23 protein-coding genes are annotated in these 25,036 nt (G+C 57.8%); 5 read left to right on the top strand and 18 right to left on the bottom strand.

Features of this window, described 5'->3' with window-relative positions:
• Positions 1-37: 37 nt before the first annotated feature.
• From AUC60_RS09415 to AUC60_RS09400, 4 genes are read right to left on the bottom strand one after another with little or no spacing between them, the layout of a single operon-like run.
• Entirely contained in the window at positions 38-499 is a 462-nt protein-coding gene (locus tag AUC60_RS09415; protein WP_087266087.1) for a response regulator, read from the bottom strand.
• Complete coding sequence (locus AUC60_RS09410) at positions 496-2,808, bottom strand: ATP-binding protein (RefSeq protein ID WP_087266085.1); 2,313 nt, start codon at positions 2,806-2,808, stop codon at positions 496-498. Before AUC60_RS09410 ends, AUC60_RS09415 begins: the two co-directional genes overlap by 4 nt.
• A complete protein-coding gene (locus tag AUC60_RS09405; protein ID WP_087266083.1) occupies positions 2,805-3,473 on the bottom strand; it encodes a response regulator in 669 nt (222 codons plus the stop codon). Before AUC60_RS09405 ends, AUC60_RS09410 begins: the two co-directional genes overlap by 4 nt.
• A complete protein-coding gene (locus AUC60_RS09400) occupies positions 3,470-4,654 on the bottom strand; it encodes a sensor histidine kinase (protein ID WP_087266382.1) in 1,185 nt (394 codons plus the stop codon). Before AUC60_RS09400 ends, AUC60_RS09405 begins: the two co-directional genes overlap by 4 nt.
• A gap of 177 nt (positions 4,655-4,831) precedes the next feature.
• Between AUC60_RS09400 and AUC60_RS09395 the strand changes: the two genes are divergently transcribed.
• Entirely contained in the window at positions 4,832-5,344 is a 513-nt protein-coding gene (locus tag AUC60_RS09395) for an SgcJ/EcaC family oxidoreductase (protein ID WP_167384330.1), read from the top strand.
• 95 nt (positions 5,345-5,439) lie between these two features.
• A complete protein-coding gene (locus AUC60_RS09390; RefSeq protein WP_087266081.1) occupies positions 5,440-5,622 on the top strand; it encodes a DUF6021 family protein in 183 nt (60 codons plus the stop codon).
• Positions 5,623-5,649: 27 nt separating this feature from the next.
• On the opposite strand, the gene AUC60_RS09385 is transcribed toward AUC60_RS09390, so the two are convergent.
• Both AUC60_RS09385 and AUC60_RS09380 read right to left on the bottom strand, forming a co-directional pair.
• Positions 5,650-7,419, bottom strand: a complete 1,770-nt coding sequence (locus AUC60_RS09385) for a sensor domain-containing diguanylate cyclase (RefSeq protein ID WP_087266378.1) — start codon at positions 7,417-7,419, stop codon at positions 5,650-5,652.
• Positions 7,420-7,542: 123 nt separating this feature from the next.
• The gene (locus AUC60_RS09380) at positions 7,543-8,868 is read right to left on the bottom strand and encodes an MFS transporter (RefSeq protein WP_087266079.1); all 1,326 of its coding nucleotides are present in this window, start codon (positions 8,866-8,868) and stop codon (positions 7,543-7,545) included.
• Positions 8,869-8,916: 48 nt separating this feature from the next.
• Here AUC60_RS09380 and AUC60_RS27620 point away from each other — a divergent pair, with 48 nt between their 5' ends.
• Entirely contained in the window at positions 8,917-9,099 is a 183-nt protein-coding gene (locus AUC60_RS27620) for a hypothetical protein (RefSeq protein ID WP_144443244.1), read from the top strand.
• Between the two features lie 64 nt (positions 9,100-9,163).
• Here the strand turns inward: AUC60_RS27620 and AUC60_RS09375 are convergent, their stop codons facing one another.
• The 12 genes from AUC60_RS09375 to AUC60_RS09320 all read right to left on the bottom strand — a co-directional run bounded on the left by AUC60_RS09375 (position 9,164) and on the right by AUC60_RS09320 (position 20,919).
• Positions 9,164-10,465 carry an Nramp family divalent metal transporter gene (locus tag AUC60_RS09375; RefSeq protein WP_087266077.1) on the bottom strand — a complete coding sequence of 434 codons (1,302 nt, stop codon included), beginning with the start codon at positions 10,463-10,465 and terminating at the stop codon, positions 9,164-9,166.
• Positions 10,466-10,739: 274 nt separating this feature from the next.
• Positions 10,740-11,021, bottom strand: coding sequence for a hypothetical protein (locus AUC60_RS09370; RefSeq protein ID WP_087266075.1), 282 nt, complete (start codon positions 11,019-11,021; stop codon positions 10,740-10,742).
• Positions 11,022-11,174: 153 nt separating this feature from the next.
• Positions 11,175-12,704 carry a histidine ammonia-lyase gene (hutH, locus tag AUC60_RS09365; protein WP_087266073.1) on the bottom strand — a complete coding sequence of 510 codons (1,530 nt, stop codon included), beginning with the start codon at positions 12,702-12,704 and terminating at the stop codon, positions 11,175-11,177.
• Positions 12,705-13,048: 344 nt separating this feature from the next.
• Positions 13,049-13,960, bottom strand: coding sequence for a metal ABC transporter substrate-binding protein (locus tag AUC60_RS09360; RefSeq protein ID WP_087266071.1), 912 nt, complete (start codon positions 13,958-13,960; stop codon positions 13,049-13,051).
• Positions 13,961-14,860 (bottom strand): metal ABC transporter permease, encoded by a 900-nt coding sequence (locus AUC60_RS09355; RefSeq protein ID WP_087266069.1) that lies wholly within the window; start codon positions 14,858-14,860, stop codon positions 13,961-13,963.
• A complete protein-coding gene (locus AUC60_RS09350; RefSeq protein ID WP_087266067.1) occupies positions 14,860-15,624 on the bottom strand; it encodes a metal ABC transporter ATP-binding protein in 765 nt (254 codons plus the stop codon). Before AUC60_RS09350 ends, AUC60_RS09355 begins: the two co-directional genes overlap by 1 nt.
• Positions 15,621-16,547, bottom strand: coding sequence for a metal ABC transporter substrate-binding protein (locus tag AUC60_RS09345; RefSeq protein WP_087266065.1), 927 nt, complete (start codon positions 16,545-16,547; stop codon positions 15,621-15,623). The genes AUC60_RS09350 and AUC60_RS09345 overlap by 4 nt, the downstream gene beginning before the upstream one ends.
• A gap of 36 nt (positions 16,548-16,583) precedes the next feature.
• Complete coding sequence (locus tag AUC60_RS09340; protein ID WP_087266063.1) at positions 16,584-17,159, bottom strand: DUF6162 family protein; 576 nt, start codon at positions 17,157-17,159, stop codon at positions 16,584-16,586.
• Positions 17,156-17,503, bottom strand: coding sequence for a hypothetical protein (locus AUC60_RS09335; protein WP_087266061.1), 348 nt, complete (start codon positions 17,501-17,503; stop codon positions 17,156-17,158). The genes AUC60_RS09340 and AUC60_RS09335 overlap by 4 nt, the downstream gene beginning before the upstream one ends.
• Positions 17,500-18,042 (bottom strand): thiamine pyrophosphate-binding protein, encoded by a 543-nt coding sequence (locus tag AUC60_RS09330; RefSeq protein WP_087266059.1) that lies wholly within the window; start codon positions 18,040-18,042, stop codon positions 17,500-17,502. Before AUC60_RS09330 ends, AUC60_RS09335 begins: the two co-directional genes overlap by 4 nt.
• On the bottom strand, positions 18,039-19,253 hold the full coding sequence (locus tag AUC60_RS09325; protein ID WP_087266058.1) for a PepSY-associated TM helix domain-containing protein: 1,215 nt from the start codon (positions 19,251-19,253) through the stop codon (positions 18,039-18,041). Before AUC60_RS09325 ends, AUC60_RS09330 begins: the two co-directional genes overlap by 4 nt.
• A gap of 469 nt (positions 19,254-19,722) precedes the next feature.
• Positions 19,723-20,919, bottom strand: a complete 1,197-nt coding sequence (locus tag AUC60_RS09320; RefSeq protein ID WP_087266056.1) for an amino acid aminotransferase — start codon at positions 20,917-20,919, stop codon at positions 19,723-19,725.
• Positions 20,920-21,274: 355 nt separating this feature from the next.
• Between AUC60_RS09320 and uvrB the strand changes: the two genes are divergently transcribed.
• Together uvrB and gltX are read left to right on the top strand one after the other, a co-directional pair.
• Entirely contained in the window at positions 21,275-23,290 is a 2,016-nt protein-coding gene (gene uvrB / locus AUC60_RS09315) for an excinuclease ABC subunit UvrB (protein ID WP_087266054.1), read from the top strand.
• A gap of 118 nt (positions 23,291-23,408) precedes the next feature.
• A complete protein-coding gene (gltX, locus tag AUC60_RS09310) occupies positions 23,409-24,890 on the top strand; it encodes a glutamate--tRNA ligase (RefSeq protein ID WP_087266052.1) in 1,482 nt (493 codons plus the stop codon).
• Positions 24,891-25,036: the final 146 nt, after the last annotated feature.

Genomic DNA, 25,036 nt, shown 5'->3' with positions numbered 1-25,036 from the left:
TAAAACGCTATCTCTGGCTCACGTTGCTTGTGGGCTTCTACAGATTTGCTCCACGTCGCTGCTGCAGCAACTCAATCTGCTCCGCTGGCAGCAACTGCCGCAAGCTTTTGTAGAGGACACGGGTTTCGAGCAGGTTCCAGACCCGGAGCATGGTTTCCAGGGCATCCAGTGGCTTGCTGACGAAGTCCCTTGCACCTAATGCCAATGCGCGTATCCGGGTGTCACGGGTCGCATCGGCGGTCAGCACCAGAACAGGCAGGTACTCATGGGGCGAGATACGTCGACCCAGTTGTTCGAGCACCGCAAAACCATCGAATTCAGGCATGTGCAGGTCGAGAATCACCAGATCCGGCTCGAAGCTGTTGAACAGTTCAAGCGTGTGAGTCGGCTGAGTAGTGCTCAGGACGTTAAGCAGTCCTTCGCGGGCCAGTAACTGTTCCATCAGCTCCAGGTTGGCCCGCTGGTCGTCGATCAGCAGAATACGTAGATCTTGGGTCATAAAGGCTCCGTGAGGAACTGATCAATCTGGTCGTAAAACATCCGGACATTGATCGGCTTGATCAGGATGGCCGTCGCGCCCGCCTCGCGCAGTATGCGATGGGTTATCGATGTGGCATCGGCGGTCATCATCAGGATCGGGGTATGTGCAGTTTGCGCCGCATTACGCAGGCGTCGCAGGACTTTGATGCCGGAAATGTCGGGCAGGTTGATGTCCAGCAAAATCAGATCGGGCGTATGTCGAGTCGCCAGATCCAGCCCCATCTGCCCTTGCATGCTTGAAAGCAGCTGGATGCCTGGTCGTCGCTGCAGCAGGGTTTCAATCAGCGTCAGACTGGCCAGATTGTCTTCGATACACAGTACGCTGGCCCGATACCCGTCAGCCGATTTCTCTGGTTCATCTATTACCGTGTCTGGCTTCAAAGCTGGCACTGCGGTGTCTGAGCGAATGATGGTGTGTGGCAGACTCAGCGTGAAACGGCAGCCTGCGTCTGTTGCGCTCAGTACATCAAGGCTACCGTCCATCATTTCCAGAAGGTTCTTGCTTAGCGCCAGTCCCAGACCTGTGCCCTCGACCTTATGGTCTGCGTTCAGACGCTCAAACGGCCGAAACAGCTTGTGCAACTGATCCTTGGCAATGCCTGGCCCTGTGTCTGACACTGTTACCGTGACCTGTTGCTCGTTTCGCGCAACCTGAATAGCGACTTCTCCCTCTGGACGATTGTATTTGATGGCATTGGACAGCAGGTTCAGCAGCACCTGCATCAAGCGCTGTCGGTCGGCAATCACACCTTCTTCGTGGCGGATCATCGGCAGGGGAGCGATGCGAATTCGCGCTTCACTGGCCATGGGGGCGACGAGGGCGAGGGCTTCCTGCAATGCGGTGTTCAGAGCTATGGGTTCCAGATTGACCGGCAGGTGCCCTGACTCGATGCGGGTAATGTCGAGCACCTCGTTGATTAGCGTCAGTAAATGCTGACCAGCCCTCAGGATGTGTCCGATTTGCTGACGCTGAGCTGGCTGAGGATCGATCTCCAGCAATTGAGCAAAGCCAAGAATGGCGTTCAAGGGGGTACGCAGTTCATGGCTCATGCGCGACAGGAATTCACTCTTGGCGCGGCTGGCGCGTTCGGCCTCTTCTCGGGCTGCGCTCAAAGCGATTTCGGCCGCATGGCGATCGCTGATATCGCGTGTCACCTTGGAAAATCCCCGCAAGGTGCCACTGCTGTCGTACTGGGCGCTGATGACCACGCTGGCCCAGAACCGGCTGCCATCCTTGCGGCGTCGCCAGGCTTCTTCCATGAAATAGCCTTTGCTTCGGGCTTCTCGTAACGCCATTTCCGGGCGTTGAGGGCACTGTTCCGGCAAATAGAAAACCGAAAACGGCTGGCCGACGATTTCTTGTTCGCTGTAGCCCTTGATTCGCTCCGCGCCGACGTTCCATGAGGTGACACGACCGTTGGCATCAAGGGCGAAAATACCGTAGTCCTTGACTGCATCAATGATCAGACGCAAGCGTTCTTCGTTATCGCGCAGTGCTCCTTCGCGTTGGGCCAACAAGTGCGCGGCTTCCACCAGACGTGTGCCCAGCTGACCAATTTCGTCCTGTTCCGGTGGTTGCGGCAACAGCGGATGACCCAAGGCCAGCCGCTGCGCATTACGCTTCACATGCTCGACGCGGCTGACGATACCCCTGGACAACAACAGCATTGCCGCGATGGCGGCAAACACCCCGCAGCACGCGGCCAGCAAGGTGGCGAACACCAGTCGCTCACGGGTTTCTGCGGCGGCGGCAGTGCGTTCAGCCAGCAATGTGGCTTCGCGGTCGCGCATAGCGCTGATCTGTTCGCGCAGGGTGTCGAGCACTTGTTTGTTGTTGATCAGGATCGTGGTGACCTGCGCCGGGTCCTTGCCGTTGCCCTCGCGCAGTTTTGCCAGAGCCCCGAGCTTGATCCTGATCAGCGGGGTCATGAGTTGCAGCCGGTCGCGGATTTCCGGATCGCGAACATTGTTATCAAGGCGTTTCAGGGCTGCGTCGATCAAAGGTCTTGCGTTGTTATAGGCGGGCAGGAAGTCTTCACGGCCGGTCAGCAGATACCCTCGCTCGCCTGCGGCGGCCTCAGCGAGCAGCGTATGAACAGTCTGGATGTCGCCCTGTACCAACAGAACCCGGCGAACATCCTCTTCTGCTCGTGCGGTCTGTCTTTCTGCAAGGTAAATCAACACCAACGATGACAGCAGGATCACGAGCGGCAGTGCGATCGCCACCAGCGCCTTGCCCCGTAGCGGTAGATTTGACCAGCGACTCATGTCCAGTTTCCTTCAGGCTGTGCAACCAGTCCGAGCGCTATGCCGCGCACCGCCGCCTGGGTCCGGTCAGAGGCATCGAGTTTGCTGATCACGCGCTCGACATGGGCTTTGACGGTTCCGGTGGCAATACCCAGCTTCTCGCCGATTTCCCGATTGCTGAACCCTCCAGCGACCAACCCCAGGACTTGACGCTCACGTTCGGTCAGACTTTCCCGTGGCGTTACCCCCGAGGTGCGGCGGGTGGCGATGCGCCTAAGCAGACGTGCGCTCATCGCGCTGTTCAGTGCGTCCTCTCCGGCAGCAACGCGGCGCAAGGCATCCATGACTTCCTCGCGACTTGCATCTTTCAGGAGATAGCCGACAGCTCCGGCGGCCATTGCTGCCTCAAGGTGATCCGGACTGTCGTCCATGGTAAACATCACCACTTTGACTTCAGGCATTCGCTGTTGGAGCAGGCGGGCGGCACTGAGGCCGTTAAGGATGGGCATGCGGACGTCGAGAATGGCGATATCAGGACGCAAACGCTCACATAACTCCAGCGCCTCTTGACCGTCGCCACCCTGGCCAACCACTTCGAACTCCGGATGGCCGGCCAGCAGTGACAGGAACCCGGCGCGCGTCACCTCATGATCATCTGCCATGACCAGTCGTAATGGTGTGCTCATGTGCGTACCTCAGAGGAAGTCAGCGGGACAACGGCGCTCAGGCGTGTGCCTTTGCCCGGGTAGCTGACGCAGTCGAAACGTCCCCCGACCAGATGGGTGCGCTCCTGCATGGCCGTGAGTCCCAGCCCGTCTGTAGAGCCCGGTTGTGAAGGGGGGCGGGCAGCGAATCCCCGGCCGAGGTCTTCAATCACGACGGATACCTGCGATTCCCCCATTTGCAAGGCAAGCCGGACGCTGCATGGGCCTGCATGCTTGAGGATGTTGTTGATGCCTTCCTGTGCAATGCGGAACAGGGTGATTTCAATCACGTCGGGCAATCGCTCGGCATACCGGGCCGTCCATTGCACGGCATAGCCCGCCTCGCGTAGGCGGTCGGCCTCTTTGTCAATCGCCTGAACCAGACCGAAGTCATCCAGTACAACAGGGCGCAAGCCGCCGATGACTTGTCGGCCTTCACCCACGCAACGTTGCGCCAGTTGCAGGATGGTGGAGAGCTCATGACTCAGCTGATCCGGAAGGTCTGGGCAACGACTCGCAAAGCCCTGCAAGCGTTGGTGCAGCCCGGCCAGGGTTTGTGCCAGCCCGTCGTGGAGGTCGTAGGCCACCCGCTTGCGCTCGTCTTCCTGAGCGTTGAACAAGCGATGAACCAGTTCGGACATTGCTCGCTCACGAGCCGACAGCGTATCAAGCAGGCGACTGTTTTCCAGGTGCGCGGCCAGTAACGTCGCCAGCAATTGAAGTGACTGCAGATCTTCGGTGTCGGGGGCTGCGATGTTCGCGTTATTGGCCAATAGCAGGGCAGCAAACGGTTCGCCATCTGCATTCAGCAAGGGCAAATGCAGCAGGCAATGGATCTGGGCGCAGGGCTGGACACGCCATTCGGGTACCAGGAGTGTTCGGTCAAGAAGCGATGTCAGCGTTTCAAAACGCTGTGGGTTGCCATGGGTGGCGCTGATTGCTGCTGCCGAACCGTCTTCCCATTCAAGCAAGACCCCTTGGTCCATGGCCAGAAATGCACAGGCTCGCTGCAAGGCCCGTTGGCGCATGGCTGTCGTCGACAGTCGTGTGAGTTCCTGGCCGGTCTCCACGAGCAGTCGCAAACGCGCTGCACGGCTTTCCCATTGGCGGTATTGACTGCGCAGGTTCAATGCGCTGGCCGAATCATCGGGGGGCTTGTGCATGTACTGCTCCAACACAGGGGCCGGATCCATTCGGCAAAAAGTGGGGCTATTAGACCCGTTTCCGGTGCAGTGTCGCTATCTGCCAAATGGCATAGGCAAATAGCTCCAGTCGGCCGATGGCCGGATATTCGTGACGCGGCACAGTAGCGCCACCAAAAGCCGATAGGAATACCGTAAATGAAGCTCAACGTGAAAATGTCTGCTGTGACGCTGATTGCTCTGTTGGCAACACCGCTGGTCCATGCAGTGGATACCGCGCCGGTCAAACCGTATTCCTACACGACGATTGCCGGGCAGCCGACTGACGTTAAAGATCGCGAAATTGCCGCTCTGTTCGAGCGCTGGAACCGCACGCTGCAGACCGGAGATTCCGAGAAGGTCACCGCGCTTTATGCGAAGAATGCGATTCTGCAACCCACCGTGTCCAACAAGGTGCGTACCACCCATGCGGAGATCAAGGATTACTTTGACCATTTCCTGTTACTGAAGCCGGTCGGCGTGATCAACTTCCGCGAGATTCGCCGCCTGAATGAAAACAAGGCGCTCGACACCGGCGTGTATACCTTCACGCTCACCGAAGCTGACGGCAGCAAACGCCAGGTTCAGGCGCGCTACACCTACCTTTATCAGAAAATTAACGGCGAATGGCTCATCCTGAATCACCACTCCTCGGCGATGCCGCAGCAGTGATGAGGATCCGCTCGTCAGTTACGCTGCACTTTGCGAGCTGGCTTTCTTCTTAGGTAGACAGCCCAACATTGTTGGGCATTTATCTGGAGGTGAGTATGACCACTAATCAGCGCGACCCCGAGCAGGATTTGGGCTTTGACCCTGATTCTCCCGACGTTGCAGATCCTCAAGTTGATCCGGTAGGGCCCGCAGGGTCTCCCGATAGCGGCCGCGACGCCGATGAGAACAAGCGAGTGAAGGGTGATGACGACTATCCTCCCTATAAGGATGGGGAATAGACCGCCCGCTCACCCGTTTTTATAGCTTCATGCAGTCAGCAGGAAATGACTGCCCGTTGTCGTCTGTTTGATCTGGTCGTTGGAGAGTGGCCGACTGAGGAAGAAGCCCTGTGCTTCATGGCAGCCATAGCCTCTGACCAGATCCAGGCATTTGAAGGTTTCAATGCCTTCTGCAACAGTCCGGTAGCCCAGTTCATGCGCCAGCTGGAAAACCGATTGGGCAATGATGCGATTGCGTGGCTTGTTTTCCAGGTCGGTGATGATCGACTTATCCAGCTTGATCACGTTGGCAGGGATTTCATGCAGATATGCAAAGTTGCTGTAGCCCGTGCCAAAGTCATCAATGGCAACATCGACGCCAAGCTGCCGGATGTCTGCTAGCTGAGCCAGCACAGTGTTGCTGGCTCTGATCCATTCACCTTCAGTTATTTCCACTTCAACTCGATGTGCGCCGATGTTGTGTTTCTCGCACCCGGCTCTCAGCGCCTGGGCGATGTCGATGTGTTGAAAGTCCAGCGCGGAGAGATTCAGCGAAACTTTGGATTCGTTGTCGGCCCAGCCAGCCGCGGCGGCCAATGCATTGTCGATGACCCAGCGCGTCACAATGCTTATCTGCCCGGAACGTTCAATCAGCGGGATGAACTCCGCAGGAGATACAGGTCCGAAAATCTGGTGATTCCATCGTAACAACGCTTCGGCGCTGACCTGGCGACCATCTTCCAGTCTGAAACGGGGCTGGAACACCAGACAAATTTCGCCGTTGCACAGGGCTCCTGCCACATCTTGGATCAAGGCCTCGGAACGGCGCGATGCGCAATTCGGATCCTCATCCCATATCGACCAGTCCATTCCGTCCCGGGCGGCAGAGTCCACAGCGCCACGAGCCTTGCGCAGCAAGTCACCGATGGACTGCTTTCCATCACTGCAGACGGCAATGCCTATGCGAATGCCGGGTAGCGTCGATATCGAATCCTCCGCACACGGTTCGCAAACGAGTGTGCTCAGGGTGAGGATCAATTCGCTTTGATCCTGAGTCCGCGCGGGCATCAACAGACATAAGTGCCGTTCGCTGATGTGATAGGCCGTCAGCTCTTCACCCAGGGCCTGATTCAAACGCTCAGTGATGTCGGTTGCTTTCGCTCCGATCAACCCAGAGTCGTGCTCTAGGGCAAAGTCATGAGTCCACTGACTGTCGATAACCTCGACAACCATCAAGATGCGGGTCGGTGCTTCGGTATTAAGCCATGGGCCAGCATTGTCGTTCAGAAACTGCCGCAGATTGGGCAAGCCGCTGACGGCATGGCACATGCTGGTCTGTTGTCGCTGCTCAATCTGCGAAATCACCATCTCGGCCAAGTCCTGGAGGACCAGCGTTTCGGCGTGGCTGAGTTGATGAGGGAATTTGTCAATGAGGCACAGGCTGCCAATGGCATGCCCGTCTCGCGTCACTAAAGGAGCGCCGGCGTAGAAGCGAATGCCGCCTTCAGCCGTAACCAGTTCATTGTCCATGAACCGTGGATCTTGGCAGGCGTCGACAACCTGCATCACGCCGTCCTGTTTGATCGTATGAGCGCAGAATGACTGATTGATAGGTGTCTGCGGCTTCGGGAAGCCGACTCTGGCAGCGAACCACTGGCGCTCCTGCTCAACCAGTGACACCAGCACTGTTGGAACATTGAAGTAGGCGGCGGCCAGTCGGCAGATGCGGTCAAAGTTCTCGTCTGCGGCGGTTTCCAGCCACTGAACGGCGCGAACCGCCGCGAGACGTTGTTTTTCGGCTTGTAGTGATAAATGCATGAACGTTCCGTACAGCCGCAGAGTAGTAGTGGTAATGAGGCCTTGTGCCATCATAGCTGGGATGGTTAGTGTTGAAGAAGGTTTCCTACGAACGGCACTTTTTTCAGTTACTGTGACGTCCGTTCAGTTTTTGCTTGCCGTCGAGCTGGAGGACACCAGCCGTAAGGCGCTGGAAATACTGCCCACCGCAGCAAATCCGGCACCAATGGACAAGGCCAGAACCGGGCCATGCTCGCCGCTGATGCCAAAGCTCAACGCCACCAATGCTGCCCCCGTAGCCTGACCAATCAAGCGCGCAGTAGCGATAGTGCCGCTGGCGCCACTGGCCCGTGCTTTGGGCGCGCTGGTCATCAGCGCTTTCTGGTTGGGGGCCTGGAAGAAACCGAAGCCTAATCCGCAGATGATCATCCGGATGCCGATTTCCCACGCGCTGGCGTCGGCAGGGATCATGGTCAGAGAAATCATGCCTGCGCACAGTATCGCCAATCCGATACCGCCCAGCATTCCTGGCGCATAGCGGTCAGACAAACGCCCGGCAATGGGCGCAATCATGGCTACAACCACTGACCAGGGGGTCATGAGGAAACCGGTCTGAATTGGATCGCGGCCCAGCACCGTTTCGAAGAAAAACGGTAACGAGACAAACGCCAGGCCCTGGGTGGCAAATGAACAGAATGCGGTAAGGGCGGAGAGGGCGAACATTGGTCGCTTGAGCAGATCCAGCGGAAACATGGGCGCAGGGTGTCCGGCTTCGCGACGAAGCATCGCGGCACCGGCAATCAGAAACGCTACGAGCGCGATAAGTACGCCAGTGCTGGAGCCCAGCTGCGCCGCTTCACTGAGGGCATAAATCAGCGCACCGAAGGTGATCACGCTGAGCACTGCGGTGAGTCGATCAAACGTCAGGGTGCCGGGCTTACTAGTGGGCAACGAGTTCCAGGCAAAGACCAGCGCGAATAGGCCAAGAGGCAGATTGATCGCGAATAGCCAGGGCCAGCTGGCTACGGACAGCACCAGCGAGGCGATGGTAGGGCCGGCTGCAAACGAAGTGCCCACCACCAGCGCGTTCATACCAAGCCCGCGGCCCAGACGCTCGTGAGAAAAAATCGAGCTGATCAGTGCAGCGTTGACAGCCATGATCGCGCTGGCCCCAAGGCCCTGGATAACCCGTGCGATGGTCAGCGATGGCAACGACCAGGCAAACGTGCATAAGGCCGAAGACAGCACGAACAAAATAAGCCCACCCAGATAGACCTTGCGATGCCCGATGACGCCGCCCAGGGCTGCGAAGGGCAGCAAGGTTGCGACTGCTGCGAGTTGATAAGCGTTGATGACCCACACCGAAGCCGCAGGCGACGCATTCAAATCGGCCGCAATACTGGGCAATGCCGTATTGGCAATGGCGGTATCAAGTGTGGCGAGGGCGATAGACAACAGGATGGCGACCATCCCGCGAAATTCGCGGGAGGTGAGCCGGGTAGAGGTGGGGGAAGTTGTTTGATCCATTACCTGCGAGGCTCCGCATATTCGAGCAGGGAATGCCTGCTCGAAGCAGGCGCTGGAACGATCCTGCTGTTTTATGCGGCTGCTGTGCAATGGTTTGTTGCAAATGTTTTCAAGGCTGCAGGTGCATTAACTGTAGGAGCCGCCAAGGCTGCGATTGCGATGTGTCTGGCTTGATGCAATCGCAGCCTTCGGTAGTTGCTACAGAAATGGCGTCAGTTTAAAAGAGCAAGTTCGTGCATTAGCTCAGCAAATCAGCACCCAGCTGGAACGCCACCCACAAGGCCAGACCTGTCGCGAATACCAGAGCAATGTTCTCGAACAGATTGTTGCGGTATTCCTTGTCGAGCAGCTTTTTCTGGTTGGACATGATCAGCAGGCCCAGCGAGATAATCGGCAGACCGATGATGTTCAGTGCGTTCACGCCAATGGTCAGGGTCACGAAGTCCGGCATGCCAGGCAGCGACCACACCAGTGGAGTGACCAGAATGAACAACATGAACCACTTGTGCATTGGGTCCTTGTGGAACTCCTTCCCGTATTTCTCGCGACGTTTCGGGAGGATGTGCTGCAAGGCATCAGTGATCAGCATCGGGAAGGCAGTGGTTTTACCCGCAATACTGGCGAACAGCGTTGCGAACACACCCACGAAGAAGATGTACCAGCCTGCCGAGCCGAAGAACATTTCAAGGGCTTTGCCCAAGTCCTGCAAGTTGGTCACCTGGATGCCGTTAGGACGCAGAATTTCCGCACCCACTACCCAGATCGCAAGATTGATGATGATGCCGACGAATACTGCGAACAGCAGGTCGTTACGCTGCATGCGCTTGTGCTGAGGACCGATCCAGCCTTTTTCACGCATCACATACGGGTGTACGAAGTTGGCAATGGAGCCTGCCACCGCGCCGATCACCGAAACCGCCACCAGCAGCGCGCCATGTACACCTTCATCGGGTGGAATGCTGAAGCCGATGGTGCCTTTGAGGATGCCCACCATATCCGGTTTGGACATGACTGCCAGAGCCAGAAATGCCAGCGTCATAAGCGCCAGCAGGCCCTTCATCACACCTTCGATCATGGTGTAGATGTTGCGTCCCACCAGCAACCAGACCGCGATCACTACCGCGAACGAGCACAGCAGCGGCTGATTGATATGCAGCAGCATAGCGAGTGCTTCACCTGCGCCTTTGATCATATAGGCGTTGATCAAATGGCCCATGAGCAAGGCGTAGCCGAGCATGAACCAGGCAAAGATTGGATGGAGCTGGGCGTAGCCTTCGAGAATGCTCATGCCCTTGTTATTGCAGAGCTGGAAGCGGGCAATGATGTTAACGATGAGGAATCTGAGCAACAGCGAGACTGCCAGTACCCACATCATGGCGTAGCCGTAGTTGGCACCTGCCACTGAAGAAGTAATCAGGTCACCGGCACCCAGCCATGACAGAACCGCGATGATGCCAGGGCCAAGGAGCTTGGTGACTTTGGCAAAGACCGATTCACGCGCAGCAGTAGCTTTTTTATCGACGGAGCTGGTGCTCGCCATAAGGAGGATCTCCATTGTTATTTTTAGTGAGACGGTGCAAGTCGAACACAACGTCAGACGTCGTACAACGTGAGAAGTTTTACCGAGTGTGTGCGGATGTTTCGGCGGGAGAGGCGTTGTGGGCGGGCGTATGCGGGATTCTGGTGGAACCAGCTTTCACCGGCGGGCGAGCGGCAGATTCGTCCAGATGTCTCTTGCCAGAAATAATGCCCTCGCGGCTAAAGCCGCGAGAGCACAAATAGCAAAAAAAACTAATGAAAGTTGATTGGAGCGACTAGCCCCCGTCGGTATCAATATCTGCATCCCGACCTTGCGTTGGATGCAGATTGTTGGGCACTTTCTCGGGTTTTTCTTCAGGCTCGTAATCAGGTGTAAAGGTGTTGCCGCCCGAATCCTGATTCTGCTCGAGCTGGGTATCAGGCTGACCCTGTGGCTTACCTTGGGATTGAGCGCCGCTTTCTTGAGTTTGTTGCTTCTGGGCTGGCGCGTCGGGGGCAGTGTCGGGTTCGATCGCCGGGTCGTTACGGTCGATTGGATTTTGTGTTTGATCGCTCATTGTTCACCTCTGATTATTGTTCAGCTGCGATGGCTTACAAAAATCTGAGGACGGTGCTTGCCGGTCGTTCGATCCATGTGACGACCGGCATCCTATCCGCCGTTGCGCCGGAGCGCCGTGCTAAACGGCTGCCCGGTCGCCAGCGGTCAGGGATCAGCCGTAAAGACGTTCGAACGGTAGCCAGCGAGCGAATGCTCCACCTTCTACCCAAGCCCGCGCAACTGCGATATCCGGGGCGAAATAGCGGTCTTCGTCGTAGTGAGGGACTTCACTACGGATCATGGCCAGTACTTCACTGAGCTTTTCCGACGTTTGCAGCGGAGCGTGGAGGTCTACGCCTTGCGCAGCACCGAGCAGTTCGATGGCTACGACGGCGCTGCTGTTACCTGCCATGTCCAGCAGACGGCGTGCGGCAAACGTTGCCATGGACACGTGGTCCTCCTGATTGGCAGAGGTTGGCAAACTGTCGACTGAGGCGGGGTGGGCGAGCGTCTTGTTCTCCGAAGCCAATGCTGCGGCGGTGACCTGAGCAATCATGAAACCCGAGTTCAGACCGCCTTCCTTGACCAGAAACGCTGGCAGGCCGGACAACGCCGGGTCTACCAGTTGGGCGATACGGCGCTCCGAGAGTGCGCCGATTTCAGAAATCGCCAGCGCCAATACATCGGATGCCATGGCGACCGGCTCGGCATGGAAATTACCGCCCGACAATACGTCGCCATCCGCGCTGAATACCAGTGGGTTATCTGATACCGCGTTGGCTTCGCGCAGGAAAACGCCAGCGGCGAAACGCATGTGATCCAGGCATGCGCCCATGACTTGTGGCTGGCAGCGCAAGGAGTACGGGTCTTGTACGCGACCGCAATCGACGTGCGACTTGCGTATCTCGCTGGTGTCCAACAGCTCGCGGTACAACACCGCCACATCAATTTGCCCCGGTTGACCGCGTACCGCTTGAATACGTGGGTCAAACGGCACGTCAGAGCCTTTCAAGGCTTCCACGCTCAGGCTGCCTGCGACAACCGCTGCGGTGAACAGCTTCTCGGCGGCAAACAGACCGCGCAAGGCCAGAGCGGTGGACACCTGAGTGCCATTGATCAGCGCCAGACCTTCTTTTGGCCCCAGCACCATGGGCTCGAGCCCTGCCAGCGCGAGACCTTCAACCGCGTCCATTTCGCGGCCCTGATGACGCACCCGACCAACGCCGATCAGTACCGCCGACATGTGCGCCAGCGGTGCCAGGTCCCCTGAAGCACCCACCGAACCTTGCGAGGGGATGCACGGATAAACCCCGGCCGTGTACAGCGCGCTTAATGCCTGGATGACTTCCCAACGGATCCCGGAAAAACCTCGCGCGAGCGAGCCTACTTTCAACGCCATGATCAGCGCCACGCTTGCATCGTCCAATAAGGGGCCAGTGCCAGTACAGTGTGAAAGCAGCAGGTTACGTTGCAGTTTGGCCAACGACTCGGTGGGGATGGAGGTGCGCGCCAGCAAACCGAAACCCGTGTTGATGCCGTACACAGTACGTTGGTTGGCGATGATTTCATTCACTGTGCGGGTGCTGGCGTCGACCACTTCACGGGCTGCGGGATCAAGCTCGAAAGGGCTCTGCTGCTGATAAATAGCGCGCAATTGATCGAGGTTGAATTGGCCTGGCTTGAGTAGAAGTGCTGCTGGCATAGTGCGCTTTCCTGCTTGGGTTGTAGTTTTGCCGACCGGCTCGGAGATTATCCGGGTTGTCGCTGAAGTGGGTTATATCATCCTGTATATACAACATAAGGCAAAAGCCGGGCCAAGCAAACACAGCCCCGATTTTGTTGGGTTGAAGATGATGTGTGATCGTGGGCGGTGGGGTGTCTGTCACCGAAGGTGGCATCGTCCGGTGCGCAACGCCCGGCTTTGAGGCGGCTGGAAACGTTTGAGGTGGCTTGATCGAGTTCTGCAGGTGTAGGTGAGGCCAGGGTATTTCTGTGGGAGCAAGCTCTGCTCCCACGAAGGCTTTAAGTGCGCCTCCTGTCGAACAGCTATTTTTTCCCGGCCAGTGCCTGCGTCACTTGCCCGATGTTGCCCTGCAATTCAGCCAGCGGATCTTCACCATCTACAGCCAACACCAATAACTTGCTGCCAGCGGCCGTGATTGCAGCCTTTACCGGCTCTGGTGGCTGGCGATGATCCAGGACCAGAGCAACGTCATTGTCCTTGAGGGTGTCGGTCAGCTTCTTCAGAGCCTCGGGCGTCCATTGATCGTCGGGCAGTACTTGCGTACCCGCCAGTTCCAGATTCAGCCCGCTGATCAGATAGCTCAGATGATCGGACAGACTGACCACGGTGAGGTTGTCAGCGCTGGCCAGGCTCGCTTCGCTGTCGGCAGTCAGTTTCAGGAGTTGCTGCTTGAGCGCCGACAGGTTGGTTTCGATACGCGGTTTGGCGGCAGGGGCAAGGCGCACCAGATCGGCAGCCATGACATCCGCCATTCGGCCCATGTTGTTGCTGGACAGCCACGGTTGGCTGTTCAAGCCATCCACGCCCTGGCCCGGCTGCACGGCAATGCCGGGCAAGCTGCCATCCACTGGTCGTGCTGCGTCGATTTCGACGATACGAATGTTGCTGCGGCGCGCATTGGGATACAGCGTGTCATCGGCCCAGATTGAACGCAGGCCGATCACCGCGTCAGCGTCCACCGACAATTTGCGTAGCGCTTCGACACCGCGACCGGTGAAGTAAGCCGTCTGGCGAGAGCCAGGCAGGTTGGCTGCGGCAGCGCGCTCCAGCACCACGCCGCTGTCTTTGAGCAGGATCTGCCCGAGGCCAAACGTGATCGGCAGGCTGGCCAGCACCCGTACCGGTTTTTGATTCTCAGTCGCAGTGGCTGAGGCGTGGGAGGTGGCGATGAACAGGCCGGATAGGGCCAGTGCCAGGGTCAATTTACGCAACATTTATCCAATATTCCCTTTGAGGCTCGGTACGGTACCGCGAGCGATGGCTGCGAGGGCGAAAGCAATGCCTGCCACCAGAATGATCGCCGCGCCGGACGGTACGGGCAGGTCGAAAACGATCGGTAACAGAATGCCGCACAGGGTGCTGACAGTGGCGATGGCCACCGATATCCAGAAGAAGCCTTTCAGTGACTGGCTGAGCAGCCGTGCAGCAGCGGCGGGGATCACCAACAGTGCACCGACCAGAATTGCGCCGATAACCTTGACGGCGGCAACGGTAATCAGCGTCACCAGGATCACGAACAGGTAATCCAGCGCTTTGACTGCAACGCCGCGCACGGCCGCAAGCTGCGGGTTGAAGCTGGCCAGCATGATGCGGTTATACAGCGGCAAGCTCAGGCCCATGACCAGTGAACCAACCACTGCCAACACCAACAGATCACCACCGTTGACGGTCAACACCGACCCGAACAGCACGTTTTCCAGGATGTGGATGTTGATCTTGCCCGCCAGAATCAATAGCAGACTCGCGCCAAAGGCCAGGGAAACCGAGAGGAATACACCGATCAGCGTATCTGGCGCCAGGCCAGTGCGATTGCGCAGGTAGTTGAGGACAATGCCGAACAACAGGCAATAGCCAAACAGCGCGCCATAGGGGCTGGTGTACGGTTCGCCGAGCAGGATACCGACGGCAACCCCGGTCAGCGCGGCATGCCCCACGGCCTCGGAGAAAAACGCAAAGCGTTTGACCACCACCAGCGTCCCAAGGCCGCCAAGAACCGGACCGATCAGTAACCCTGCCAGCAACGCGTTGACCACGAAACCGTAGGCCAATGCCTCAGGCAAATAGCCGGACGACGCTAGGCCTTGAATGAAAAGACGAAACTGCTCGTAGTCCATCAGGCAGCGCTCCCTTGGGTTGTGTCAGCGGTGCGAGGATGGGCAGAGAACAAGGTCAACAGACGATCCGGTGTCAGTGCAGTGGCTGCCGGCTCATCGAACAACACCCGGCGATTCAAACCTGTGACATTATCGGCCAGACGTTTCACGGCCTCCAGATCGTGCTCGATCCAAAGCACGGTGATACCCGCCTTGCGCCAATCCCCGAGAAGGCGTTCGAATACTTGAATACCTGCTTCATCCAGCGCCGACATCGGTTCATCCAGCACCAGTAGCTGCGGGGCCGGGATCAAGCCTTGAGCCAATAGCACGCGCTGGCGTTCGCCACCGGACAGCGCGCCCATGCGGCGCTTGCGTTTGTCCTGCATGCCGACGCGCTCCAATGCTTCGCCGATTGCTGCCGCGTAATGCTTCGACAGGCCAAGAAACGCCGGGCGGCGCTGACACATGGCAGCCATGAAGTCATCGACGGTAATCGGCAGGCCGCGGTCGAATTCCAGTGCTTGCGGCACATAGCCGATCAGCCCCGGTGATCCCGGCCATTGCAGGCTCAGTTGCCCTTGGTGGGGCATCTGGCCGAGCATGGTTTTGATCAGCGAGCTTTTGCCACCGCCGTTAGGGCCGACGAGTGCATGGATGCTGCCCGGGCGGACCTTGAACGTGACGCGATCAAGGATCGCGGTACGGCCGAGGGTCAGGCTGACATCCGCAAACTCAACTCCCGGACCGTTGCCAGTGATCGCGATTTTTTCAGCAGCGGTCATGCCCCGGACTCCTGAATGGCGCGTACGACGGTGTCCAGATTGCCAGCCATTTCCTTCTCGTACTTGTCGGCGGTGTACTCGCCATAGGAAATGTGCGACAGCGGGTAGAGCTTGACCCCCGACTCGCGCTGGATGGTTTCAACGTAGGTGGACGGGAAGTCCATTTCCGAGAAAATCACTTTTACGTCCAGCTCACGCAGTTGATCGATGGTTTTTTTCAGTTGGCTCGGGCTCGGCTCGATACCGTGTGCGGGCTCCACCACTGCCGTGACCTCCAGACCAAACTCACGCAGCAAATAGTCATAAGCGGCGTGTACGGTAGCCACCCGCAAATCGGCGTTGGGTGCCTTGGTCAGCTTGGCCAGTGCATCAGCACGCATCTGGCGCAGACGTTTACCGTAGGCGCGTGCGTTGGCGGTGTAGGTCTTGGCATTGTCCGGATCAAGCTTGCCCAGCTCGCGGGCAATGTTGTTGACCTGGGCAATGGACGCGCTGATCGACAAGAAGGTGTGAGGGTTGACCACTTTGCCCGCGCCCCGCGCAGCCACGCCGGTGGCGGCCAGCAATGGAACGTCGGCGTTGGCTTCAATCACCGCAATATCCGGTTTTTCACTGGCGGCAATCATCCGGTCAGCAAAATCATCGTGACCTACGCCATTGAGCACCACGACGTCCAGCGAACCGATACGCTTGATGTCGTCGGCGCGCGGCTCATAGGCGTGCGGGTTGAAACCGGCAGGAATCAACGGAACTACTTCGGCCTTGTCACCGACGATGTTGGCGACATAGCTGTAATAAGGGTGCAGGGTGATGCCGATCCGCAAGCGTTTGGCGTCGGCATTGGCCAGTGGAGTGAGGAGGGTGGCCAGCAGGCCGACCAGTACCGCGCGCAGCAAAGGTCGGCGTTTCAGAGAAATAGGCATGGGCGAGCAGTCTTCTTTAAAATGAGTGCGTGGAGATCAGTGTTTGTGCTGGCGAGTAACACCTGCATCGAACTGGGCGACGACCTGCTTCCAGCCCGAAGCAATCAGGGCCTTGTCGCTGATATCGGTAATGCCATTACTGAGCGAGGGACTGCGATTGATCCAGATGTCGGCCTGAGCGTCATCGACCGCTCCGATGCGCAACAGAAACGATCCGGCGACGGCAGGGTCTTGGCTCAGCCCAACGTAGGACTTATCGACCATCTGCCAGCCATGGCCGCCACGGCTGACTGAACTGGCGTCCTCTACGAAAGGCGCGAGACCTTCATCGCTAAGCTGTTGCGGCGTTACCGGCGTGGCTTGCTCGGGTGCCAGCAGGCGAATCTCGTCCAGCGTGACGCGCAAATCGGCGTAGATACCTTGTTCTGAAGCGGTCAGATCGCGCCGGGCATCCAGCTCATGGGCAGCGACGCTTTGCACGTCCTGGCTTTCCCCGTGCCAGCCGATAACGGTCCCGGCAACCAGCAGGATCACCAGACACAACGCCAGTACATAAAGCGTTTCATGACCCGCACCCGCCGGACGGACTACTTGATGGGTTGGCGTACTCATGGGGCCTCGATGTCGGCTTGGTCGATTTCGACCACATGGCCTGGGCCGGCATCGAACAGCACATAAAACTCGGAAGCCGGTTTCTTGAACGTGACGGTCGAGTCCTCACCCAGTTTGCCAGGTACCAAAATGGTTTCGTCGTAGCCGATTACGTCGAGTGTCACGCCCGGCGCGCCACTGCCGTCGGAAAAGCCGCCGGTGCAACGGATCTGTTCATTGTCGATCTGTTTGCACTCGCACATCGGGTTGTGTGCCAGCGCTTGTGTGCTCAGGCCGAGCAAGCTCACGGCAATGAGGTGGCGGGCACTGACGCCGAGCCAGCGCAGATTAGGTCTGCCGATCATGGTTTGACTCCTTGTTTTTTCAGCCAGGCAACGGTGGCCGGGGATGCCTGTGATAACGGAATGGATGCCTGATGCATCGAGCCGTCCCAGCCTTCCATGGTGATCCACAGGTCGGCGTCAGGGGCGGTGCGTTCAGGAATCTGCATGAAGGCGCTCATCCGATAGGGCGAGCCGAAGAAAATGACCCCGGCGGCACGCAGACTGCGGGGTTTGCCAATGCGCAGGTAGGTCGCCTTGACCTTGTCCGCACATTCGGCACACAGCGCCGCATTAAAGCTTTTGGTGTAGCCGGAGGCGCCTTCCAGGCGTGGCGGTCCATCAAGAAACTCCGCCATGCGGATGCTCCACGGGCCGACCGGGACTTCGCCTATCTCACGTTGACCCAGACCGTTGTCGCCGCGGAACAGGGCCACTTCGGTAAAGTACTTGGGCATGAAGCCCAGCGGGATCAGCACCAGCAAGATGTTGATGTGAAAGCGCCATTTATGCCAGAAACGGCTCAGGGTCGACGGTTGTGTTGCCACGGCGGCCTTGCTCACAGTGTGCTCTCCGGAATCTTGGTGGACACGGGCGCGAGCGTTTGCTGACTGACGCTGGCACGTTCGAGTTTTTCACTGCGTTTGAGCGCATTGACGGTTGCCTGAGCGGTCCGTTTGGTCCAGATAAGCAAACCGCTGAGGACCATCATGCTCAGAATCAGGGCGAAGAAGGTCCAGATCAGCTTGATCCATATCCCCCCGAAGTCACCCGTGTGAAGAGGGCGCATGGATTCAGTGACGAACTCCAGTGCCGAGCGATCCGACAGCAGGTGGGAAGTGGCAATTTCGCCGCTGTACGGGTTGATTTCTGCGGTCTGGAACATCAGTGGGTACCAACTGCGACCCGCGACGCTGATGTTGCTGTAGGCGTTGAGCGGCATGCTGATGGAGCTGGGCTCCAGTCCTGGAATCTTCTCTCGGGTGATTTCTACGGCCTTATCGAGGCTGATCATCGGTGCCGGGCTGCCATCTGCAGTCAGAGGCACGCTGGCATGGGGTATGACTGAAGCTATGGGCGACTGGCTGGAAATGCTGATCTGGTTATCAAACAGAATGGCCTGAATCAGGAACCACATCCCGGTGATGGAAATGACGGCGATGAACCAGATCGACCAGATTCCGCTCAGTCGGTGGAAGTCGCCCCAGAAAATCCGTGCTCCATGGTTAAAGCGCAGCGTGGGTTTGAAGAAGCCTTTCCAGAACTTTTTGTAAACGACGAGGCCGGTAATCAACGAAGCCAGCAGAGGAATGCTTAACAGCGACACCATGTACCAGCCCCAGGAGAACCCGTTGGTAAACGGGACCAGCCACCAGCCGTGCAGTGCCCGGGTGAATGCAGGGAAGTCGAACGATGGCGCGATACCCTGAAGAACTCCGGTGTAAGGGTTGGCATAAGCGACAACGGCGCGCCCGCCCGGATAGGTTGCCCGAACGTTAAGCGCGAAATAGTCACCGTCGGGCTCGGAAATCCTGCCGACCTTGATCTGTGGATCGTTACGTTGGATGGTCTCCTTGACCGTCTCGAAACTCAGGCGCGGGGCATCGGCAGACGGCGGGTTGGCGCGCATCTCTGGGTTAACCAGCCACATGATCTCTTTGCTGACCACTGCCAGCGTCCCGGTGAAACAGACGATCAGGACAAAGAACCAGATGGGCAGGGCCAGCCAGCTGTGGACAAGAAACCAGATTTTCGAACGGGACTTCTTAGACATGGAGTAACGGTCTCGATTCACGGTGTGGAGCAGCCCGATAATCGTTCGGGCTTACGGTATCCATAAAAAGCAGTCGTGGCTTTTGCCGACGCGACTGCTGCATATTACTAGGACGGATGAGAATCAAATACCCGCAGTGTTAATTCTCATTACATATTTAAAAGTTGTTTCTGGATGTGTTTTCAGGCGCGTTTCTGTCTGCCCTGACGCATTGATGCTTTTGCCTGACTTAGCGGCAAACACAAAACCTGTAGGAGCGCACGAGCATCGCGAGGCCGCGATAGCGGTATATCAGGCAGGACGCTATCGCGGCCGCGATGCTCGTGCGCTTCGACAGAAAAATATCCCAAATCAGCTAGTTGCTTTTGAGGGGCGCTCCTGAGCAACGCAGGGCCCCGAGATAAACGGCTGGGCCAAAAAAAGGGAAGTCAGACTCTCGTCTGCTTCCCTTTTTTCACCGCCGCAACCGTTAGATCACTTGGATGATCGCCTTGCACACGGTATCAATGTTGCTCTGGTTCAGCGCTGCAACGCAGATCCGGCCGGTGTCGAGGGCATAAATACCGAACTCGTTACGCAGGCGATGCACTTGCTCAGTGGTCAGGCCTGAGTAAGAGAACATGCCGCTCTGGCGACCGACGAAGCTGAAGTCCTGGCCCGCAGGGTTGTTGGCCAGACGCTCGACCATCGCCTGGCGCATGCTCTTGATGCGGACGCGCATTTCGCCCAGCTCTTCTTCCCATTTGGCGCGCAGTTCAGGGCTGTTGAGTACCGCTGCAACGATGGTTGCGCCATGTGTAGGCGGGTTGGAGTAGTTGGTGCGGATCACGCGCTTGACCTGGGACAGGACGCGGGCGGTCTCTTCTTTAGAGTCAGTGATGATCGACAGCGCGCCGACGCGTTCGCCATACAGCGAGAACGACTTGGAGAACGAGCTGGAAGCGAAGAACGTCAGGCCCGATTCTGCGAACAGACGGACGGCAACTGCGTCTTCGTCAATGCCGGTGCCGAAGCCCTGGTACGCCATGTCCAGGAAAGGCACGTGGCCTTTGCTCTTGACCACTTCCAGCACTTTTTTCCAGTCGTCCAGCGTCAGATCAACGCCAGTCGGGTTGTGGCAGCAGGCGTGCAGCACGACGATAGAACCGGATGGCAGATTCTGCAGGTCTTCCAGCATGCCGGAACGGTTCACGTCATGGCTGGTCGCATCATAGTAACGATAGTTCTGCACCGGGAAACCGGCGGTTTCAAACAGGGCGCGATGGTTTTCCCAGCTTGGGTCGCTGATTGCCACGACTGCATCAGGGCGCAATTGCTTGAGGAAGTCAGCACCGATTTTGAGGGCGCCGGTGCCACCCACGGCCTGAGTGGTCAGAACGCGGCCGGAGGCGATCAACGGCGAATCAGCACCCAGCAGCAATTTTTGTACGGCAACGTCGTACGCCGCGATGCCGTCGATCGGCAGGTAGCCACGAGGAGCGTGTTGAGCCACGCGAATATTCTCTGCTTCGGCAACGGCGCGCAGAAGGGGAATGCGTCCTTCTTCGTTGCAATAGACGCCCACGCCAAGATTGACCTTGGTGGTACGGGTATCGGCGTTGAATGCTTCGTTGAGGCCCAGGATAGGATCGCGTGGTGCCATTTCGACAGCGGAGAACAGGCTCATTTTTGTGGCGGCTCTGTGTGAGAGGTGAGGGGAAACCCGCTCTGACCCGAATGCGCCAGAGCGGTGCACAAACGGGGAGTCAGTATAGAGGCCATCTCTGGCCGGGGCGACAGCCCGTGACGGATTTTTTAAAGGTTTTTTGAGGTTATTGTCAGTCAATGGTCGTGTTGCAACACGCTTCGTGTACCTGAGGCCAATTTAATCGGTTGAAGGCGGCGGGTTGAAAGGTTGCGATGGCGACTCCATTTGTAGTCCCATCACTTCATATTCTGTACGACTGATCCTTTGTGATTAGCCGATAGCAGTTCTACGGTTTTCGCTTGCAACGTTGCGAGAGCCCACCTAGAGGTACGTTATGTCCGAGTTTCAGCTCGTAACCCGCTTTGAGCCTGCTGGCGATCAGCCCGAGGCCATCCGCCAACTGGTCGAAGGGATCGACGCCGGTCTGGCTCACCAGACCTTGCTAGGGGTAACTGGCTCGGGCAAGACGTTCAGCATTGCCAACGTGATCTCCCAGGTGCAGCGCCCGACTTTGGTGCTCGCCCCGAACAAAACCCTGGCTGCGCAGTTGTACGGTGAGTTCAAGGCGTTCTTTCCGAACAACGCCGTCGAATACTTCGTCTCTTATTACGACTATTACCAGCCTGAAGCCTATGTACCGTCGTCTGATACCTTCATCGAGAAGGATGCGTCGATCAACGACCACATCGAGCAGATGCGTCTATCCGCTACCAAGGCTTTGCTGGAACGCAAGGACGCCATTATCGTCACCACGGTGTCGTGCATTTATGGTCTTGGCAGCCCGGAAACGTATTTGCGCATGGTGTTGCACGTGGATCGCGGTGACAAACTCGATCAACGCGCTTTGCTGCGTCGTCTGGCTGATTTGCAGTACACCCGCAATGACATGGACTTCGCCCGGGCGACGTTTCGGGTGCGCGGCGATGTAATTGACATCTATCCTGCGGAGTCGGATCTGGAAGCGATTCGCATCGAGCTGTTCGACGATGAGGTGGAAAGCATTTCGTCATTCGATCCGCTGACCGGCGAGGTGATCCGCAAGCTGCCGCGTTTTACCTTCTACCCCAAGAGCCACTACGTCACGCCACGGGAAACTCTGGTGGAGGCGATGGAAGGCATCAAGGTCGAGTTACAGGAGCGTCTTGAGTATCTGCGTACCAACAACAAACTGGTTGAAGCTCAGCGTCTCGAGCAGCGGACCCGTTTCGATCTGGAAATGATTCTCGAGCTGGGTTACTGCAACGGTATCGAAAACTACTCGCGCTATCTGTCGGGACGTCCTTCCGGTGCGCCTCCGCCAACCCTGTACGACTATCTGCCGCCTGATGCGCTGCTGATCATCGACGAGTCTCACGTCAGCGTGCCGCAGGTCGGCGCCATGTACAAAGGTGACCGCTCGCGTAAAGAAACTTTGGTCGAATACGGCTTCCGTCTACCATCGGCGCTGGATAACCGGCCGATGCGTTTCGACGAGTGGGAAGCAGTCAGTCCGCAGACGATTTTTGTCTCGGCGACTCCGGGCAATTACGAGGCAGAACACGCTGGTCGTATCGTCGAGCAGGTTGTGCGGCCAACCGGGCTGGTAGATCCGCAAATCGAGATTCGTCCGGCGCTGACTCAGGTGGATGATCTTCTCTCGGAGATCACCAAGCGGGTGGCGCTGGAGGAGCGGGTGCTAGTCACGACGTTGACCAAGCGCATGTCCGAAGACCTGACCGACTACCTGGCTGACCATGGTGTGCGGGTTCGGTATCTGCATTCGGACATCGATACGGTCGAGCGGGTAGAGATTATTCGCGATCTGCGGTTGGGGACTTTCGATGTGCTGGTGGGGATCAACCTGCTGCGCGAGGGGCTGGACATGCCCGAAGTGTCGCTGGTGGCAATTCTCGATGCAGATAAAGAAGGCTTCCTGCGCTCCGAGCGTTCGCTGATCCAGACCATTGGTCGTGCGGCCCGTAATCTTAATGGGCGGGCGATCCTCTATGCGGATCGCATCACCGGCTCCATGGAACGCGCCATCGGCGAGACCGAGCGGCGCCGTGACAAACAGATCGCGTTCAACCTGGCCAATGGCATTACCCCAAAAGGCGTGTTCAAGGATGTCGCCGACATCATGGAAGGCGCCACGGTGCCAGGTTCGCGCAGCAAGAAGCGCAAAGGCATGGCCAAGGCTGCGGAAGAAAGCGCCAAGTACGAAAACGAACTGCGCTCACCGAGCGAGATCACCAAGCGTATTCGGCAACTGGAAGAGAAAATGTACCAGTTGGCCCGCGACCTGGAGTTCGAAGCCGCGGCACAGATGCGCGACGAAATCGGCAAGCTGCGCGAGCGGTTGTTGACCGTTTAACGATTCGACCTGTTGAAACGGGGATCATGTGGGAGCCGCCCAGACCAAGCTCTGCTCCCACATGATCCTCGGCGCCTGTTAAGATTCACGGCTTGTTTGACCTATTTCGGGATTTTTCATGACCACCGTTCGTACCCGCATCGCGCCTTCGCCTACCGGCGACCCTCACGTTGGCACGGCTTATATCGCGCTTTTCAACTATTGCTTTGCCAAGCAGCACGGCGGTGAGTTCATCCTGCGTATCGAGGATACCGATCAACTGCGTTCGACCCGTGAGTCGGAACAGCAGATCTTCGACGCGCTGCGCTGGCTGGGTATTGAATGGAGTGAAGGCCCGGATGTCGGTGGTCCGCATGGTCCGTATCGGCAAAGCGAGCGGGGCGACATCTACCAGAAGTACGCGCAACAGCTGGTTGAGTTGGGCCATGCCTTCCCGTGTTTCTGCACCGCAGAAGAACTGGATCAGATGCGTGCCGAGCAAACCGCTCGTGGCGAAACGCCGCGTTATGACGGCCGCGCCTTGTTGCTATCCAAAGAAGAAGTAGCCCGTCGTCTGGCGGCAGGCGAGCCCCACGTGATCCGCATGAAAGTGCCGACCGAGGGCGTTTGCATCGTGCCGGACATGCTGCGTGGCGAAGTGGAGATCCCGTGGGATCGCATGGACATGCAAGTGTTGATGAAGACTGACGGCCTGCCGACTTACTTCCTGGCCAACGTCGTCGATGACCACCTGATGGGCATCACCCACGTGCTGCGCGGTGAAGAGTGGCTGCCATCGGCGCCCAAGCTGATCCTGCTTTATGAATACTTCGGCTGGGACAAGCCGCAACTGTGCTATATGCCGCTGTTGCGTAACCCGGACAAGAGCAAGCTGTCCAAGCGCAAGAACCCGACTTCGGTCACGTTCTACGAGCGCATGGGCTTCATGCCTGAAGCAATGCTCAACTATCTGGGTCGTATGGGCTGGTCGATGCCTGACGAGCGCGAGAAGTTTTCCCTGGAAGAAATGGTTGAGCATTTCGATCTGTCGCGGGTTTCTCTGGGCGGTCCGATCTTCGATATCGAGAAGCTCTCCTGGCTGAACGGACAGTGGCTGCGCGAGCTGCCGGTAGAAGAGTTCGCGTCGCGCCTGCAGCACTGGGCGTTGAATCCTGAATACATGATGAAGATCGCGCCGCACGTGCAGGGCAGGGTGGAGACCTTCAGTCAGGTCGCGCCTCTGGCCGGTTTCTTCTTTGCCGGTGGCGTGACACCGGACGCCAAACTGTTTGAGCACAAGAAGCTGTCTGCTGATCAGGTTCGTCAGGTCATGCAGTTGATTCTGTGGAAGCTGGAGTCTCTGCGTCAGTGGGAGAAGGACCGGATCATGGGCAGCATTCAGGCGGTCGTCGATCATCTGGAGCTCAAGCTGCGGGATGCCATGCCGTTGATGTTTGCCGCGATTACCGGGCAAGCCAATTCCGTGTCGGTGACTGATGCGATGGAAATTCTCGGCCCGGACCTGACCCGCTTCCGCTTGCGTCAGGCGCTTGATTTGCTGGGCGGCGTCTCGAAGAAAGAAAACAAGGAATGGGAAAAGCTTCTGGGCGCCATCGCCTGAGGCAATGCCTGTGCCTGTCAGTCCCCCGGTTTTCCGGGGGCTGAATGGTAAGTGGTTGTATTACCGACAAAAAACTTTAGAAATTGTTAAAAATAAATTTGACAGCTTTGCCACTCACGCTTAACATGCGCCCCGTCCACTGATGT

It is taken from the genome of Pseudomonas caspiana, assembly GCF_002158995.1.
Classification (GTDB): Bacteria; Pseudomonadota; Gammaproteobacteria; order Pseudomonadales; family Pseudomonadaceae; genus Aquipseudomonas; species Aquipseudomonas caspiana.
Note: the sequence above shows the minus strand (reverse complement) of the source record. Positions and strands in the feature narration are given on the sequence as shown.